At 73.3% G+C, this 16279-nt stretch carries 16 protein-coding genes; 7 read left to right on the forward strand and 9 right to left on the reverse strand.

The genetic code is table 11. From position 1 onward, the window contains the following. Nucleotides 1-79: 79 nt before the first annotated feature. Entirely contained in the window at nucleotides 80-427 is a 348-nt protein-coding gene (rplS, locus tag GLX25_RS15390; RefSeq protein ID WP_155843388.1) for a 50S ribosomal protein L19, read from the reverse strand. Nucleotides 428-637: 210 nt separating this feature from the next. Next, nucleotides 638-1159 (reverse strand): hypothetical protein, encoded by a 522-nt coding sequence (locus GLX25_RS15395; protein WP_155843389.1) that lies wholly within the window; start codon nucleotides 1157-1159, stop codon nucleotides 638-640. 86 nt (nucleotides 1160-1245) lie between these two features. Here GLX25_RS15395 and map point away from each other — a divergent pair, with 86 nt between their 5' ends. After that, nucleotides 1246-2013 (forward strand): type I methionyl aminopeptidase, encoded by a 768-nt coding sequence (map, locus tag GLX25_RS15400; RefSeq protein WP_166548974.1) that lies wholly within the window; start codon nucleotides 1246-1248, stop codon nucleotides 2011-2013. A 19-nt stretch (nucleotides 2014-2032) separates the two neighbouring features. Here the strand turns inward: map and GLX25_RS15405 are convergent, their stop codons facing one another. Further along, nucleotides 2033-2743, reverse strand: coding sequence for a sirohydrochlorin chelatase (locus GLX25_RS15405; protein ID WP_166548889.1), 711 nt, complete (start codon nucleotides 2741-2743; stop codon nucleotides 2033-2035). Beyond that, a complete protein-coding gene (gene nirD, locus GLX25_RS15410; RefSeq protein ID WP_155843391.1) occupies nucleotides 2740-3090 on the reverse strand; it encodes a nitrite reductase small subunit NirD in 351 nt (116 codons plus the stop codon). Before nirD ends, GLX25_RS15405 begins: the two co-directional genes overlap by 4 nt. A gap of 201 nt (nucleotides 3091-3291) precedes the next feature. Here nirD and nirB point away from each other — a divergent pair, with 201 nt between their 5' ends. From nirB to GLX25_RS15440, 6 genes are all read left to right on the forward strand, one after another. After that, complete coding sequence (gene nirB / locus GLX25_RS15415; protein WP_155843392.1) at nucleotides 3292-5919, forward strand: nitrite reductase large subunit NirB; 2628 nt, start codon at nucleotides 3292-3294, stop codon at nucleotides 5917-5919. Next, a complete protein-coding gene (gene cobA / locus GLX25_RS15420; RefSeq protein ID WP_155843393.1) occupies nucleotides 5916-6692 on the forward strand; it encodes a uroporphyrinogen-III C-methyltransferase in 777 nt (258 codons plus the stop codon). The genes nirB and cobA overlap by 4 nt, the downstream gene beginning before the upstream one ends. Continuing rightward, nucleotides 6689-7819 (forward strand): uroporphyrinogen-III synthase, encoded by a 1131-nt coding sequence (locus GLX25_RS15425; RefSeq protein ID WP_155843394.1) that lies wholly within the window; start codon nucleotides 6689-6691, stop codon nucleotides 7817-7819. The genes cobA and GLX25_RS15425 overlap by 4 nt, the downstream gene beginning before the upstream one ends. Before the next feature lie 139 nt (nucleotides 7820-7958). Next, nucleotides 7959-9389 carry an MFS transporter gene (locus GLX25_RS15430; RefSeq protein WP_155843395.1) on the forward strand — a complete coding sequence of 477 codons (1431 nt, stop codon included), beginning with the start codon at nucleotides 7959-7961 and terminating at the stop codon, nucleotides 9387-9389. Nucleotides 9390-9468: 79 nt separating this feature from the next. Continuing rightward, entirely contained in the window at nucleotides 9469-11595 is a 2127-nt protein-coding gene (locus GLX25_RS15435) for a molybdopterin oxidoreductase family protein (protein ID WP_155843396.1), read from the forward strand. Further along, on the forward strand, nucleotides 11592-13208 hold the full coding sequence (locus GLX25_RS15440) for an NAD(P)/FAD-dependent oxidoreductase (RefSeq protein WP_155843397.1): 1617 nt from the start codon (nucleotides 11592-11594) through the stop codon (nucleotides 13206-13208). The genes GLX25_RS15435 and GLX25_RS15440 overlap by 4 nt, the downstream gene beginning before the upstream one ends. Before the next feature lie 53 nt (nucleotides 13209-13261). Here GLX25_RS15440 and GLX25_RS15445 read toward each other — a convergent pair whose 3' ends face one another. From GLX25_RS15445 to rpsP, 5 genes are all read right to left on the reverse strand, one after another. After that, a complete protein-coding gene (locus tag GLX25_RS15445) occupies nucleotides 13262-13996 on the reverse strand; it encodes a sirohydrochlorin chelatase (protein ID WP_271192386.1) in 735 nt (244 codons plus the stop codon). Between the two features lie 163 nt (nucleotides 13997-14159). Further along, a complete protein-coding gene (trmD, locus tag GLX25_RS15450; RefSeq protein WP_155843399.1) occupies nucleotides 14160-14876 on the reverse strand; it encodes a tRNA (guanosine(37)-N1)-methyltransferase TrmD in 717 nt (238 codons plus the stop codon). Nucleotides 14877-14885: 9 nt separating this feature from the next. Then, the gene (gene rimM / locus GLX25_RS15455; RefSeq protein ID WP_166548890.1) at nucleotides 14886-15515 is read right to left on the reverse strand and encodes a ribosome maturation factor RimM; all 630 of its coding nucleotides are present in this window, start codon (nucleotides 15513-15515) and stop codon (nucleotides 14886-14888) included. Nucleotide 15516: 1 nt separating this feature from the next. Continuing rightward, entirely contained in the window at nucleotides 15517-15753 is a 237-nt protein-coding gene (locus GLX25_RS15460; RefSeq protein WP_155843400.1) for an RNA-binding protein, read from the reverse strand. 3 nt (nucleotides 15754-15756) lie between these two features. After that, nucleotides 15757-16179, reverse strand: a complete 423-nt coding sequence (rpsP, locus tag GLX25_RS15465) for a 30S ribosomal protein S16 (RefSeq protein WP_166548891.1) — start codon at nucleotides 16177-16179, stop codon at nucleotides 15757-15759. Nucleotides 16180-16279: the final 100 nt, after the last annotated feature.

Raw genomic sequence — 16279 nt, forward strand, 5'->3', positions numbered from 1 at the left:
AAACGGCTCGAGCTCCCCGCCCCAGTCTAGGGGTGAGGAGCTCGAGCGGATGACGCGTTCGGAACGGCGCGCGGGCCGATCAGCTCTCGCGCTTCTCCTTGATCTTCGCCTTCTTGCCGCGGAGCTCGCGCAGGTAGTAGAGCTTGGCGCGGCGGACGTCGCCGCGGGTGACGACCTCGATGTGGTCGATCACCGGCGAGTGGACCGGGAACTTGCGCTCGACGCCCACCTGGAAGCTGATCTTGCGGACGGTGAAGGTCTCGCGCACGCCCTCGCCCGAGCGGCCGATGACGACGCCCTGGAAGACCTGGATGCGCGAGCGGGTGCCTTCGACGATGTTGACGTGCACCTTGACGGTGTCGCCCGGGCGGAAGTCCGGGACGTCCGAGCGGAGGCTCGCGGCGTCGACGTGGTCGAGGATGTGCATGATGGTTCGCTCTCTGCGCCCGCCACCGGTCGAACGCGGATCTGATTGGAAGAAGAGTTCGGCGCCGTTCGCGCGATCACTCGCGACGTGCGGGCTCCCCGGAGGCAGAGCCATGCGACGGCACAAACATCCATTCTGCCAGATGGGGTCGCTCCCGGCCAAAAGCGGTGAACGGATGCCTCGCGGCCGCGCCGCGCGGATGCGGGCGGGTCAGGCCCGCGGCTCCTCCCAGCGGCGCTCCTCGCGGATCACGATGACCTCGCCGGCGTCGTCGGCGGGCGTGCGCCGGGCATCGCGGCCGACGCCCTGTGCAGGCGGGCCCTCGGCGACGAGGCGCTCGTACTCGTCCATCGTCGCGCGCACGCGGCGCGCGCCGTCGCGGAGGAGGCGCCAGACCGCGTACCAGAACGCCGCGATGCCGCCGACCATGGCGAGGACCGCGAAGGTGATACCCGCCGGGCCGTAGAACCCTGCGGCGACGATGAGCAGGTGCCAGGCGCCGAGCACCGCGACATCCGACCAGGCCACGGCCTTCGCCTGGCGCACGTCGGGCCGCGCGGCGACGAGCAGGGCCACGATGCCGAGCATGACGAACGCGACGGGCGTCGCGAACATGAGCCCGAGCACGCCCCACCCGCTCGAGCCGAAGATCGCGTAGCCGATGAGCAGCCAGACCGGCAGCACGATCGCGGCGGCGAACTGCCACCGGTAGAACCCGCGTCGGATGAGCATGCGCCCAGCGTACTTGGGGCGACTGGGGGTCGGCCGGGTGTTCACTCAGGGCGGAGCCGCCAGAATGGGAGGCGGAGAGGATGAGCGTGATCGAACTGAGGACCCCTGCCGAGATCGAGGAGATGCGTCCCGCGGGCCGCTTCGTGGCGAGCGTGCTGGAGGCGACGACGAAGGCCGCGGCCGTCGGCGTCAACCTGCTGGAGCTCGACGCGCTCGCCCACGAGATGATCCGGAAGGCCGGCGCGGAGAGCTGCTACATCGACTACCACCCGTCGTTCGGCGCCAGCCCGTTCGGCAAGGTCATCTGCACCTCGGTCAACGACGCCGTGCTGCACGGACTCCCCCACGACTACCGGCTGAAGGACGGCGACCTGCTGAGCCTCGACTTCGCCGCCTCGGTCGACGGCTGGGTCGCGGACTCGGCGATCTCGATCGTCGTCGGCACCCCTCGCGACGAGGACCTCCGCCTCATCGACACCACGCGGCGCGCCCTCGACGCGGGCATCGCCGCGGCGCGCCCCGGCAACCGGATCGGCGACATCTCGCGGGCGATCGCCGACGTCGCGAAGGCCGAGGGTCTCTCGATCAACACGGACTTCGGCGGCCACGGCGTCGGCCGGACGATGCACGGCGACCCGCACATCCCGAACAGCGGGCGCCCGGGTCGCGGACTGCCGTTGAAGCCCGGCCTCGTGGTCGCCATCGAGCCGTGGTTCCTGCACCGCACGGACCGCATCTTCACGGACCCCGACGGCTGGACCCTGCGGAGCGTCGACGGCTCTCGCGGGGCGCACTCCGAGCACACGATCGCGGTCACCGAGGGCGACCCGATCGTGCTCACCCGGCGGGGCTGAGCCCGCCGGAAGGTCCGTCCTACGCGACCGGACTCGGCGCTCCGACCCCGGCGCGGTCGAGGACGAGCCCGACGAGGCCGGGCGGCGGAGCGGCATCCGCGCGCAGCAGGGGCGCCGCAGTGACGTCGGCGCCGGCCGATGCCGCGAGGTCGTGGAAGTAGCCGGGCGCGAGCAGGTACGTCGCGGCCACGATGCGCGACAGCGGGTGGGTGGCGCGGGCGAAGCCGATGGTCTCCGCGAGCGTCGGCCGCGCCGCGGAGAGGAACCCGATCGTCACGAGCCGGCCGAGACGTTCACCGAGCCGGCGGGCGACGGCGCGGCTGTCCTCGACCGCCCTGGCGTCGCTCGATCCGGCGGCCGCGAGCACGACCCGGTCGCCGGGCGCCAGCCCGGCCTCGCGGAGTCGCTCGACGAGCACGTCGACGAGGCGCTCATCCGGGCCGAGCGCGCCGGCGAGACCGGCGCGTCGGCCGTGGACGGCCTCGGCGAGGTCGACGTGCACGTGGTAGCCGGCGGAGAGCAGGAGCGGGACGACCGTCACGTCGACGTCGTCGCCGACGACCTCGAGCACGGTGGCCACGTCGGGCTCCTGGACGTCGACGAACGCGTCGATCACGTCGCAGCCGACGGGTGCCGACGCGCGCACCTCGGCGACGAGCGCCGCCACCGCGGAGCGGCCCGCGCGCGATGACGTCCCGTGCGATGCCGCGATGACCGTCGCGCGGCTCACGCGTCGACCTCCACCTCGAGCATCCCGCCGATGACGCGCGTGCGGAACGTGCGCAGACCGAGGGCCGGGTCGGTGAAGCACTCCCCCGTGCCGAGGTCGTAGACCTCCTTGTGCAGCGGCGAGGCGATGGTGGGCCGCTCGGCGCGCGAGCCCACGATGCCACGTGCCATGACCGGTGCTCCCGTGTGCGGGTCGTGGTGGTCCACGGCGTACACCTCCTCGTCGTCGACCCTGACGAGGGCGACGAGCCGCGATCCGATGAGCGCCACCTCGCCCCAACCGGGCTCGAGGTCGGCGATCGCGCAGGCGCGGATCCACCGGGTCGTGAGTTCGATCGTCGACGTCATCCTGGGTCCTCCTCGTCGTCGCCACCGACGCTACGGAGCGGATGTTTCCCCGATCGCGCCATGCGTGTTTCACCGGGGTGAAACCGCCCTCACATGACGCACGGCGTCATGCAAGGTCTCCGAGCGCTTGTGTTACGGCTCCGAAACAGGGGCGAAACCGCGCCGCCGTACGCTCGCCGTCAATCCAGGACCGGAGGAGCCATGAACGACACCGAGATCGACGCCGTCGCCCCGCGCGACGTCCTCGTCGTCGGCGGCGGGCCCGCCGCCCACCGACTGGCCGACAGCCTGCACGCCCGCGACGGCGGCCGCACGCTCCGCCTCACCGTCGTCGCCGACGAGGTGCACGCCCCGTACGACCGGGTCGCGCTGAGCACCCGGCTGGCCGACACCACCGTCGACCTCGCCCTGCCCGCGACGCCGTGGTCGGAGGGCTCCGTGCGCCTCATCACGGGCGAGCGCGTCGCCGAGGTGGATGCCGCGGCGGGCGTCGCGACGACGGCGAACGGGGTCGAGCTCCGCTTCGACGAACTCGTCCTCGCGACCGGCTCGAGCGCACCGGTGCCGCCGATCCCGGGCAGCGAGCACATCCGGGTCTACCGCACGATCGACGACGTCGACGCCCTCGTGGCGGAGACGCGCGAGCTCTCCGCGCGCCTCGGCCGGGCCCCGCGCGTGGTCGTCGCCGGCGGCGGGCTGCTCGGCCTCGAGGCCGCGGGCGGCCTCGCCAAGCTCGGTGCGGACGCCGCGATCGTGCACTCCGGATCCTGGCTGATGTCGGCGCAGCTCGACGAGGGCGCGGGCCGCGCGCTCGGGCGCATCATCGCCGGCCAGGGCATCGACCTGCACCTCGGGGTCCGCCCCGCGAAGGTGCTCACCAGCAGCGGCGGCGTCGTGGGGGTGGAGCTCACCGACGACCGCCGCGTCGACGCCGATCTCGTCGTGTTCGCGATCGGGATCACGCCACGCGATGAACTGGCTCGGGCGATGGGGCTCGAGCTCGGACCGCGCGGCGGCGTCGCGATCGACACGGGCTGCGCGGCATCCGCCCCGCACGTCTGGGCGATCGGCGAGGTCGCGAGCTTCGAGGGCCGCTGCACCGGCCTCGTCGCCCCGGCGAACGCGATGGCCGAGGTCGTCGCGGACCGCCTCCTCGGCGGAGGGGCCGAGTTCACGACGGTCGACGACGCGACGAAGCTGAAGCTCGCGGGCGTCGACGTCGCGAGCTTCGGCGACGCGCTCGCGCGCACTGACCAGGCGCTCGAGATCGTCTACGCCGATCCGGCGCGCGGCCTGTACCAGAAGCTCGTGATGACCGACGACGCGAAGACCCTGCTCGGCGGCATCTTCGTCGGCGATGCCTCGCCCTACGCGTCGCTGCGACCGATGCTCGGCACCGAGCTGTCGGGCGAGCCGGCGGCCTACCTGTCGGCGTCGGGCATGGAGGCGCCCGCGGGCGACGAGCTCCCGGCATCCGCCCTCGTCTGCGCCTGCAACAACGTCGCGGCCGGCACGATCCGCGACGCGGTGAACGGACCGCACGGGGAGCACGAAGCGGGCTGCTCGGAACTCGGGCCGCTCAAGGCCTGCACGCGGGCCGGCACCCAGTGCGGGTCGTGCGTGCCGCTCGTGAAGAAGCTGCTCGAGGCCGAGCTGAAGAAGTCGGGACAGACCGTCTCTCGCGCGCTGTGCGAGCACTTCCCGATCTCGCGGCAGGAGATCTTCGAGTCCGTCAGGGTGCTCGAGCTGACCTCGTTCGAGGAGGTCATCAGCCGGCTCGGCACCGGACGCGGCTGCGACGTGTGCAAGCCCGTGGTCGCGTCGGTCCTCGCCGCCCAGCACGGCTCGTACATCCTCGACGGCGGCCGCGGCGGCCTGCAGGACACGAACGACCGTGCCATGGCGAACATGCAGAAGGACGGCACGTACTCGGTCGTGCCGCGCATCCCGGCGGGCGAGATCACGCCGCAGAAGCTCGCCGTGATCGCGCAGGTCGCCACCGACTTCGGGCTGTACACGAAGATCACCGGTGGACAGCGCATCGACCTGTTCGGCGCCCGGCTCGACCAGCTGCCCGAGATCTGGAAGCGGCTCATCGACGCCGGCTTCGAGTCGGGGCAGGCGTACGGCAAGGCGCTCAGGAACGTCAAGAGCTGCGTCGGCTCGACCTGGTGCCGGTACGGGGTGCAGGACTCGGTCGCGATGGCGATCCGCCTCGAGCTCCGCTACCGGGGACTGCGGTCGCCGCACAAGCTGAAGTTCGGCGTCTCGGGCTGCGCGCGCGAGTGCGCGGAGGCGCGCGGCAAGGACGTCGGCGTGATCGCCACCGACCAGGGGTGGAACCTCTACGTGGGCGGCAACGGCGGCTTCCAGCCCGCGCACGCGCAGCTGCTCGCGAGCGACCTCGACGACGAGACGCTCATCCGGTACATCGACCGCTACATGATGTACTACATCCGCACCGCCGACCGGCTGCAGCGCACCGCCCGGTGGATCGAGGACATCGAGGGCGGCCTCGACCACGTGCGCGACGTCGTCGTCCACGATTCACTGGGGCTCGCCGACGAACTCGAGGCGGCGATGGCGACGCACGTCGACACCTACGAGGACGAGTGGGCCGCGACGCTCGCCGACCCCGAGCGGCTGCGCCGCTTCCGGCCGTTCGTGAACGCCCCGGACCCCGACGACCCCGAGGGCGCGGCCGTCTCGGCGCTCGCGCGCGTCGAGGAGCGCGGCCAGCTCCGCCCGGCCCGGCCCGACGAGATCGCCCGCGGCGAGTCCGTGCTCGTCGCCGGACCCACGATCCCGATCCGGGGGGCCGACGCATGACCGGGCGGGTGACGCTCGTCGGCGGCGGTCCCGGGCGCGAGGAGCTCCTCACCGTCGCGGCGGTCCGGGCGCTCGGCTCCGCGGACGTCGTACTGTACGACCGGCTCGCACCGCACGCGCGCCTCGCCGAACTCGCGCCCGACGCCGACCTCGTCGACGTCGGCAAGCAGCCGGGCCATCACGCGCTGCCGCAGGAGGAGATCGAGGCGCTCCTCGTCGCGCACGCCCTCGCCGGACGGCACGTCGTGCGCCTGAAGGGCGGCGACCCGTACGTGTTCGGCCGCGGCGGCGAGGAGGTGCTCGCGTGCCACCGCGCCGGGGTTCCCGTCGAGGTCCTCCCGGGCGTGACGAGCGCCGTCGCGGTGCCCGGCGCCGCCGGCATCCCGCTCACGCATCGCGGCGTCAGCCGCCTCTTCACCGTGGTCTCCGGGCACGCGCCGCTCAGCGACGACGAGCTCCGCCACCTCGCCGGCCTCGGCGGCACGATCGTCGTGCTCATGGGCGTGAACACACTGCCGCAGCTGGCCGCGGGGCTCGCCCGCCACGGCATGGCCGCCTCGATGCCGGTCGCGATCATCGAGCGCGGCTTCCGCTGCGACCAGCGCACGACGATCGCCGACCTCTCGGGCATCGTCCCGGCGGCCGGGCTCGCCGGCGTGAGCTCGCCGGCGGTGATCGTCGTCGGCGAGGTCGTCCGGCTCGCACACGACGGCGACCGCAGCGCGGCCGAGCTCATGGAGCGCGCGGCGGGCTTCGCGGCGGTGGCCCCATGACCGACCAGGTCGAGTCGACGATCGGGTTCCGTCCCGACCAGCTCGAGGGGTTCCGGATCGGCGTGACGAGCGACCGCCGATCCGCGGATCTCATCGACGCGTTCCTTCGCCGCGGAGCCCAGGTCGTGCACGCGCCGACGATCCGCATGGCGAACGCGAGCTCCGACGAGCCCGTGATCGCCGACACGCGCGCGATCATCGCGGCCCGCCCCGACGTCCTGCTCGCGACGACCGCGTACGGCGTGCGCCGCTGGTTCGAGGTGGCGGATGCCGCGGGGCTCGGCGACGAGCTCGTGTGCGCGCTCGGGCGCACCGCCATCCTGGTCCGCGGTCCGAAGGCGCGCGGAGGCATCCGCGCCGCCGGCCTGGACGACGTCGGGATGAGCGCCGAGGAGACGACCGAGTCGCTCATCGACGAGGTCCTCGCGACGCATCCGCCCGGCCTCACCGTCGCGGTGCAGTTGCACGGCTACCTGCCGCCCGAGGCGCTCGACCGCCTCCGCGACGCGCACGACCGCGTGCTCACCGTGGAGCCGTACCGCTGGATCGACCCCGACCTCGCCGACGAGCGCGTGGACCGCCTGATCGAGGCCGCCTGCACGGGCGGCCTCGACTGCATCACGTTCACGAGCGCGCCCGCCGTGCACGCGCTCCTCATGGCCGCCGAGGCCCGCGGGCGATACGACGACCTCGTCGACGCCATGCGCGGGCCGGTGGTCGCCGCGACCGTCGGACCCGTCACCTCGGCGCCGCTCGTCGCCGCGGGCATCCGTCCGCTCCAGCCCGAGCGGTTCCGGATGGGCGCGATGATCCGCCAGGTGTGCGAGCACCTCGAGGACGAGCGCGTCGTCCGCCTCGAGACGCAGCACGGCCCGCTCGCGCTCCGCGGCTCGGTCGTCGAGGTGCGCGGACGCCGCGTGGCGCTGCCGCCCGTCGCGCTCTCGATCCTCCGCCCGCTCATCCGGGCCCGAGGCTCCGTCGTCGCCCGGGAGCGCCTCGCCGCGGGCATGCCCGGCGGCGCCGACGAGCGAGCACTGGAGGTCGCGCTGAGCCGGCTGCGGCAGACCCTCGGCGTGCCCGGGCTCATCTCGACCGTGGTCAAGCGCGGCTACCGGATCGACGTCTGACCATGACCTCACATCGGACTCGGCGAGAGGTGAGCAGGTGGGAACACGAAGTTCACCACCCGCGCCGGTCGGGGAAACACGGCGTGGATAGCGTCGCCTCACCAGCTCGACCCGTGACCGACACCCACCGGAGGCACCGATGACCGAGACCCTCTCCGCTCCGCCCACCGCGCCCCCCGCCGCCGTCGCCGCACCCGGCTCTCCGCCCGTCGCGACCGCCGCCCTCACCCGCCGTCCCGGCCGTTGGATCGACGGCTGGGACCCCGAGAACCACGTCCAGTGGGAGGGCGAGGGCCGGCGCGTCGCCGCCCGGAACCTCCGCTGGTCGATCTTCGCCGAGTTCCTCGGCTTCGTCGTCTGGCAGCTCTGGTCGATCGTCGTGGTCGCGCTGCCGGCCGCCGGCTTCGCGTTCGACACGGGCCAGGTGTTCTGGCTCATCTCGATCCCCGCACTCGTCGGCGCGACGCTCCGCATCCCGTACACCTTCATGGTCCCCCGCTTCGGCGGCCGCAACTGGACGATCGTCTCGGCGGGCCTGCTGCTCATCCCGGCGATCGGCCTCGCGATCGCGGTGGGCAACCCCGAGACGCCCTTCGGCGTCATGCTCGCGATCGCGGCGCTCGCCGGGTTCGGCGGCGGCAACTTCGCGAGCTCCATGGCGAACATCACGTACTTCTACCCGCAGCGGGAGAAGGGCTGGGCGCTCGGCCTGAACGCCGCCGGCGGCAACCTCGGCGCGTCCGTCGCGCAGTTCGTGGTGCCGATCGCCATCACGATCGGGGCGGCCGTCACGCTGAACCTCCCACTCGCGGGCTGGATCTGGGTGCCGTTCATCCTCGCCGCGATGGTCGGTGCGGCCCTCCGCATGGACAACCTCTCGAACGCGAAGGCGGATGTCGCGGCATCCCTCGCGGCGCTGAAGGAGCCGCACCTGTGGATCCTCGCCGTGCTCTACATCGGCACGTTCGGCTCGTTCATCGGGTTCGCGGGCGTCTTCCCGAAGCTCATCGCCGACCAGTTCCCCGACTTCTCCGCGTTCCACGTCGGGTCGGCGACCCTGTCGCTCGCGTTCATGGGCGCGCTCGTCGGCTCGCTCGCCCGGCCCTACGGCGGGCGCCTCGCCGACCGGTTCGGCGGCACGCAGATCACCATCGCCGCGTTCGCGGTCATGGCGCTCGGTGCGCTCGCCGTCGTCTGGACGCTGCCGCTCGGGAACTTCTGGCTCTTCCTCGGCCTGTTCCTGGTGCTCTTCACCGCATCGGGCGTCGGCAACGGCTCGACCTACCGGATGATCCCGACGGTCTTCGCCCTCCGCGCCGGCGCGCACAACGCGCACGAGTCGGCCGGCGACGTGAGCTCGCAGCGGAAGGCCGCCGCGGCCCTCGGCATCATCTCCTCGGTCGGCGCGTACGGCGGGTTCGTGATCCCGCAGCTGCTCGGCTTCTCGAAGACCACGTTCGGCGACTACACGACGGGCCTCAGCTGGTTCGTGTGGGCGTACGCGGTGATGCTCCTCATCACGGCTGGCGTCTACCTGACCCTCGCCAAGCGCTCCGGACACCGGATCTGACCGGGGCGGGTCGGGCGACCTCACCGCCCGACCCGCTCCCACCCCCACCCCACCCGATCACCGAGACCAGGAGGACCAGATGGCAGCCGAGACCCACTGCCCCTACTGCGCCCTCCAGTGCGCGATGACCCTGACGCCGACGGATGCCGCGTCCGCGACGGTCGCGACGGGCGCCGCCCCGGCGGCCCCGGTGACGGTAGCGGGTCGCGACTTCCCCACCAACCGCGGCGGGCTCTGCAAGAAGGGCTGGACCTCCGCGGAGCTGCTGGCCGCGCCGTCCCGGCTGACAGCGCCGCTCGTGCGCGACGCGGACGGCGCCCTGCGTGAGACCACGTGGGACGCGGCCCTCGACCTCGTGGCCGACCGGCTCCGCGACATCCGCTCGCAGCACGGCGCCGACGCCGTCGGCGTGTTCGGCGGCGGCGGGCTGACGAACGAGAAGGCGTACCTGCTCGGCAAGTTCGCCCGGCTCGCGCTCGGCACGAGCCGCATCGACTACAACGGGCGCTACTGCATGTCGTCGGCGGCGGCCGCGGGCAACCGCGCGTTCGGCATCGACCGCGGCCTGCCGTTCCCGCTCACCGACCTCGACGACGCGGAAACCATCCTCCTGCTCGGCACCAACGTCGCCGAGACCATGCCGCCGTTCATCGGCCACCTCAGCGGGGCGCAGGCGGCGGGCGGACTCGTCGTCGTCGACCCGCGGCGCACGGCGACCGCGCGGCTCGTCGACGACGGGCAGGGCCTGCACGTGCAGCCCGCCCCCGGCACCGACCTGATGCTGCTGCTCGGCCTCGCCCACGTCGTGATCGCCGAGCGGCTCGTCGACGACGCGTACGTCGCCGGTCGCACGACCGGGTTCGCCGCGCTCCGGAGGAGCGTCGCCCAGTGGTGGCCCGAGCGTGTGCAGTCGGTGACGGGCGTGCCCGCCGCGACGGTCAGGGCGATCGCCCGCCGCCTCGCGTCGGGCGGGCGCACGTACATCCTCACCGGCCGCGGCGTCGAGCAGCACGTCGACGGCACCGACACCGCGACCGCCGCGATCAACCTCGCGCTGCTGCTCGGCCTACCGGGCCGTCCGGGGAGCGGCTACGGCACGCTCACCGGCCAGGGCAACGGCCAGGGCGGGCGCGAGCACGGCCAGAAGTGCGACCAGCTGCCCGGGTACCGCAAGATCACCGACCCGGCCGCGCGCGCCCACGTCGCCCGGGTCTGGGGCGTGGACGCGTCGGAGATCCCCGGGCCCGGACTGCCGGCGATCGAGCTGCTCGGCTCGCTCGGCCGCCCCGACGGCGTGCGGGCCCTGCTCGTGCACGGCTCGAACCTCGTGGTCTCCTCCCCGAACGTCGCCGAGGTGCGACGCGGCATCGAACGCCTCGAGCTCCTCGTCGTGTGCGACTTCGTCCTCTCGGAGACCGCGGCGCTCGCCGACGTCGTGCTCCCGGTCCTCCAATGGGCCGAGGAGGAGGGCACGATGACGAACCTCGAGGGACGCGTCATCCGTCGTCGCCCGGCGCTCGCGCCGCCGGCCGGTGCGCGCGACGAGCTCTGGATCCTGCACGAACTCGCGATGCGGCTCGGATCGACCGCGGACTTCGACACCGACCCCGAGGCGGTCTTCGAGGAACTGCGCCTCGCCTCCGAGGGCGGCATCGCCGACTACTCCGGCATCGACTACGCGCTGCTGGACTCCGGCGCCGAGGCCTTCTGGCCGTTCCCGCGTGGCGGCACGGGCAGCCCGCGGCTCTTCGCGGAGCGGTTCCACCACGACGACGGGCTCGCGCGCCTGGTCGCCGTCGCACCGCGCACCGGCGCCCGCCCGGCGCCGTCGCCGGACGAGCTGACCCTCGTGACCGGGCGCCTGCTCGAGCACTACCAGAGCGGGGCGCAGACGCGCCGGGTGCCCGAACTGCTCGGCGCCCAGCCCGATGCGCGCGCCGCCATCCACCCCGCCACCGCGGCTCGGCTCGGCATCGCCGACGACGAGCCCGTCGAGGTCCGGAACGAGCGCGGCACGGTGCGGTGCCGCGCTCGGCTGACCACCGACATCCGCCCCGACGCGGTGTTCCTGCCGTTCCACTACGGCGACGAGCAGGCCGCGAACCTCCTCACCTCCGACGCAGTCGACCCGATCTCGTCGATGCCCGAGTTCAAGGCCAACCTCGTGCGCGTGACGCGCCTCGTCGAAACGGGAGCCGAATCATGAGCCCTCTCCGGATCGTCCTCATCGGCTACGGCCCGGTCGGCGCGCGCTTCGTCGAGGAGCTGCTGCCCGCCGCGCGCGGCGGCGCGGTCGCGCTGACGGTCGTCGCGGGCGAACCGGTCGAGGCCTACAACCGCGTGCTCGTCGCCGAGTACGCCGTCGGCAACGCCGACCTCGACGCGATGCTCGTCGGCGACCGCGAGGCCGCCGAGGCGGCCGGTGCCGCGATCCTGCTCGGGGTGCGGGCGACGCGGATCGACCGCGACGCGCACCTCGTCCACCTCTCGACGGGCGAGGCGCTCCCCTACGACCGGCTCGTGCTCGCGACCGGCTCCCGCGCGAACGTGCCCACGCTCGACGGCGTCGAGCGCCCGCGGCGCGACCTCGCCGACCTCGAGCGCCACCCCGCCCGGCTCGTCGCACGCGACGACGAGCTGCCCGCCGGCGTCACCGCGCTCCGCGACCTCGACGACGCCGAACGAGTGCTCGCCGCCGTGCGCGGCCGACGCCGGATCGTCGTGCTCGGCGCCGGCGTGCTCGGACTCGAGCTCGCACTCGCGGCCGCCCATGCGGGCGCCCAGGTCTGCGTCGTGCATCACGGGCCGCATCCGATGCCGCGCAACCTGGACCGCGGCGGCGGTCACGTGCTGCGCTCGGCGCTTCGTCGCACGGGCATCACGGTCATCGCGCACAGCCGCGCGGAGGCGATCGGGTTCCGCACCGACGAGGACGGTACGCGCCGCTTCGACATGCTCGTCACGGCCGACGGCAAGCAGGTGCGGGGCGACCTGCTCGTGCTCTCGTGCGGCGTGAGCCCGCGCAACGAGCTCGCCACGCTCGCCGGGCTCCGCACCGCCGTCGGCGTCGTGGTCGGACCCGACCTCCGCAGCTGGAGCGACCCGGACGTGTTCGCCATCGGCGACTGCGCCCAGGTCGTCGAGCGCACCGACGAGACGGCCGGCCGCCGGATCCTCCCCGGCGCCCCCTCCGGGCTCATCGGGCCGGGATGGCGTCAGGCGGAGCACCTCGCGGGCCGGTTCGCCGCCGAGGCGGCGGACCCCGCCACGGGATCGGCCGCCGCGCCGCTGCCGCCCGAGCGCGACGCGATCGTCATGCTCAAGGCCGAGCACGTCGACGTCGTGGCCGTCGGCGACGTCTCCGCCGACCCGTGGGACGACGACGCGCTCTCGCCCCGACGTCGGGTCGCCCAATGGGCCGACCCCGAGCACCTGCGCTACGTGAAGATGGTCACCGAGGACGGGATCCTCACGGGCTTCGCGAGCGTCGGGATGCCCCGGACCGCGGCTGAGCTGACCCTGCTGTTCGAGCGACGTGCCGAGCTGCCCGCCGACCGGTCGCTGCTGCTGCGCTTCGACGGGCCCGACGACGACCCGGCCGCGAACGCCGACGCCTTCGCGCCCGAGACGACCGTCTGCTGGTGCAACGGCGTCACCGTCGGCCGCATCCAGGAGTCGGCGGCGTGCGGCAACACGACCGTCGAGTGCGTCGGGCGGGACACGCGGGCCGGCACGGGCTGCGGCGGATGCCGCGGGCGCATCGCCGACGTCCTCGCCCGCGCGGCCGAGGCCGACGGGGCGCCGAGCCTCACCGGCTGACGTCGGGCACGGTGTCGGGGACGCGGCATCCGTCGTCGCCGCCGGGGTTCGCCTCAGGCGTGCTCGCGCTGCTCCTGCTCGATGGCGGAGTACCGGTCGAGGACGAGGTCGACGAGCGCGGGCGGCGGCGGGGCGCCGGGCACCAGCAGGGGGTCCGCGATCGCATCGGCGCCGACCGCGACGGCCTGGTCGTAGAACGTGCCGGGGGCGAGCAGGTACGGCCCGACGACGATCCGGGAACCCGGGTGCACCTCGCGGATCATCTCGATCGCATCGGGGAGCCGCGGGATCGCGGCGGCGATGAAGCCGACGGTGACCGACCGGCCGAGGCGCTGGCCGAGCCGGCGGGCCGTCTCGAAGCATTCGCGCACGGCGCGCGGGTCGTTCGAGCCGGCCGCGGCCAGGAGGACCGTGTCGCCGTCGGCGAGCCCCGCGGCGAGCAGCCGCTCGGCGAGCACGTCCACGAGGCGCTCGTCGGGTCCGAGCTCCGCGGCGAGTCGGGCCGACCCGCCGATCCGGTCGAGGCCGAGCGAGAGTCCCGTGCGCACGTGGAATCCCGCCGACAGCACGAGCGGCACGATGACCGCGTCGGGCTCGGCCGCCGCCTCGAGCGCGGCGCCGATGTCGGCGTTGCTCGCATCGACGAACGTGATCGAGACGTCGAGGTCGGGGCGGGCGGAGGCGACGCCGTCGATCAGCCGGATGACCGCCTCGCGGTTGGCGGTCGACGGGGTTCCGTGGGTGACGGCGACGAGGCGGAGCGGCGGGCGACGGACCGGCTGTGACACGTCTCCGGCATCGCTCGTCCGACCCATCTCACGCCCGCACCTTCCGGCGGAATCCGGTCTCACCCGCCGATCCGACGGTATTCAGGGCGTGTTTCGCCGAGCACACCCACGTGTTTCCGGCGCGTGAAGAGTCCCTCACGCCGAGGGCGGTCGGCGCCAGGGATCAGGGGGCGTCCGGCGCATCCGTCGGATCGTCGGCGAGCAGCTCGGGACGCACGCGACGGGTGCGCTCGACCTGCTGCTCGTGCCGCCATTCCGCCACCCGGCCGTGGTGCCCGGAGAGCAGCACGGGCGGCACCTCGAGCCCGCGCCAGACGGCGGGCTTGGTGTAGCTCGGGTACTCGAGCAGGCCGTCCTCGTGCGACTCCTCGACGAGGCTCTCGGGGTTGCCGACGACCCCGGGCACGAGCCGGCCGGCGGCCTCGATCATCGCCATGACGGCGACCTCGCCGCCGTTCAGGACGTAGTCCCCGAGGCTGACGAGGCGCACGCGCATGCGCGTCGCGTAGTGGTCGACGACGCGCTGGTCGATGCCCTCGTAGCGGCCGCACGCGAACACGAGGTGCGGCTCGGTCGCGAGCTCGCGCGCCGTCGCCTGCGTGAACGGCTCGCCGGCGGGCGACGGCACGACGAGGAGCGCGTCGGAGTCGCCGTCGCCGACGATCGAGTCGAGCGCCTCGCCCCAGGGTTCGGGCTTCATGACCATGCCGGCGCCGCCGCCGTACGGCGTGTCGTCGACCGTGCGGTGACGGTCGTGGGTGAAGTCACGGAGGTCGTGCGTGACGACGTCGATCAGCCCCGTCTGCCTGGCCTTGCCGAGCAGCGACAGGTCGAGCACGTCGAAGAACGACGGGAAGATCGTGACGATGTCGATGCGCATCGTCGTCGCCTACGCGGAGGGGGTCTCGTCGGACGCGTCGGCGCCGTCCGCGGCGTCGGCCGCATCGGCGACGGATGCCTCAGGGCTCCCGGTCTCCTCGGGGAGCTCCTCGAACAGCCCGGGCGGCGGCGTGACGGTGAGCGTGCCGGCCTCGACGTCGACCTCGGGGACGAAGGCGGAGACGAACGGCACCATGACGTCGCCCCCCTTCGTCTTGACGACGAGGAGGTCCTGGGCGGGCAGGTGGTCGACGTGCGCCACCTGGCCGATGCGCTCGCCGTCGCGGACGACCGCGAGCCCGATGAGCTGGTGGTCGTACCACGCGTCGGGCTCGGGCTCCTCGTCGACGGGCTGGTCGACCCACAGGATGGCCTTCACGAGGCCCTCGGCCGCGGTGCGGTCGTCGACGCCCTCGAAGAAGCCGACCGGCTGGCCGTTGTACCAGCGCAGCTCGCGGAACGCGAGCGTGCGGCCGTGCCACGGCGACTCCTCGGGCACCTGCAGCGAGAACACCGCGCCCGGCACGAAGCGTCGCTCGGGGTCGTCGGTGTACAGCTCCAGCTTGAGGGCGCCCTTCAGGCCGTGCGCCTTCGTCAGCCGGCCGACGCGGAGCTGCTGGGGGCGGGTTGCCGCGGCCACGTCAGTCGTCGGTGTCGACGACGTCGACCCGGACGCGGCGGCCGTCGGCGAGGGCGGCGACGATCGTCCGCATCGCCTTCGCGGTGCGACCGGACCGCCCGATGACGCGGCCGAGGTCCTCGGGGTGCACGTGCACCTCGAGGACCTCGCCGCGCGCGCTCGACGCGGAGACGACCTTCACCTCGTCGGGGTGATCGACGATCCCCTTGACGAGGTGCTCGAGCGCGGAGGTGAGCAAGGCCTACGCCTCGTCCGACGCGGTCTCGTCGGCGGCCTCGGGGGCCTCGGCGGGCTCCTCGGCCTTGGCCGGCTTCTCGGCCTTGGGCTTCACGACCGACTTCTTGGTCGCGTCGACCTCGTACTCGGCCTTCGGGGCGGCGGTCTGGACGGTGCTCTTGGCGTTCTTGTCGCCCTTGAACGTGCCCCAGTCGCCGGTCAGCTTGAGGATGGCGAGGACCTGCTCGGTCGGCTGCGCGCCGACGCCGAGCCAGTACTGCGCGCGCTCCGAGTCGACCTCGATGAACGAGGGGTTCTCGGTCGGGTGGTACTTGCCGATCTCCTCGATCACGCGACCGTCGCGCTTGGTGCGCGAGTCGGCGATGACGATGCGGTAGTACGGGGCACGGATCTTGCCGAGCCGCTTGAGGCGGATCTTGACAGCCACGATTCTCCTGGATGTGTTGTGAGGTAGGCGAACTGACAGCCGTGAGCGTGGGGTGCACACTCGGCGGAAGCTCAAAGGGTGCTCTGCGCGCCGGATAGAG

It is taken from the genome of Agromyces luteolus, assembly GCF_009729855.1.
GTDB classification, from domain to species: domain Bacteria; phylum Actinomycetota; class Actinomycetes; order Actinomycetales; family Microbacteriaceae; genus Agromyces; species Agromyces luteolus.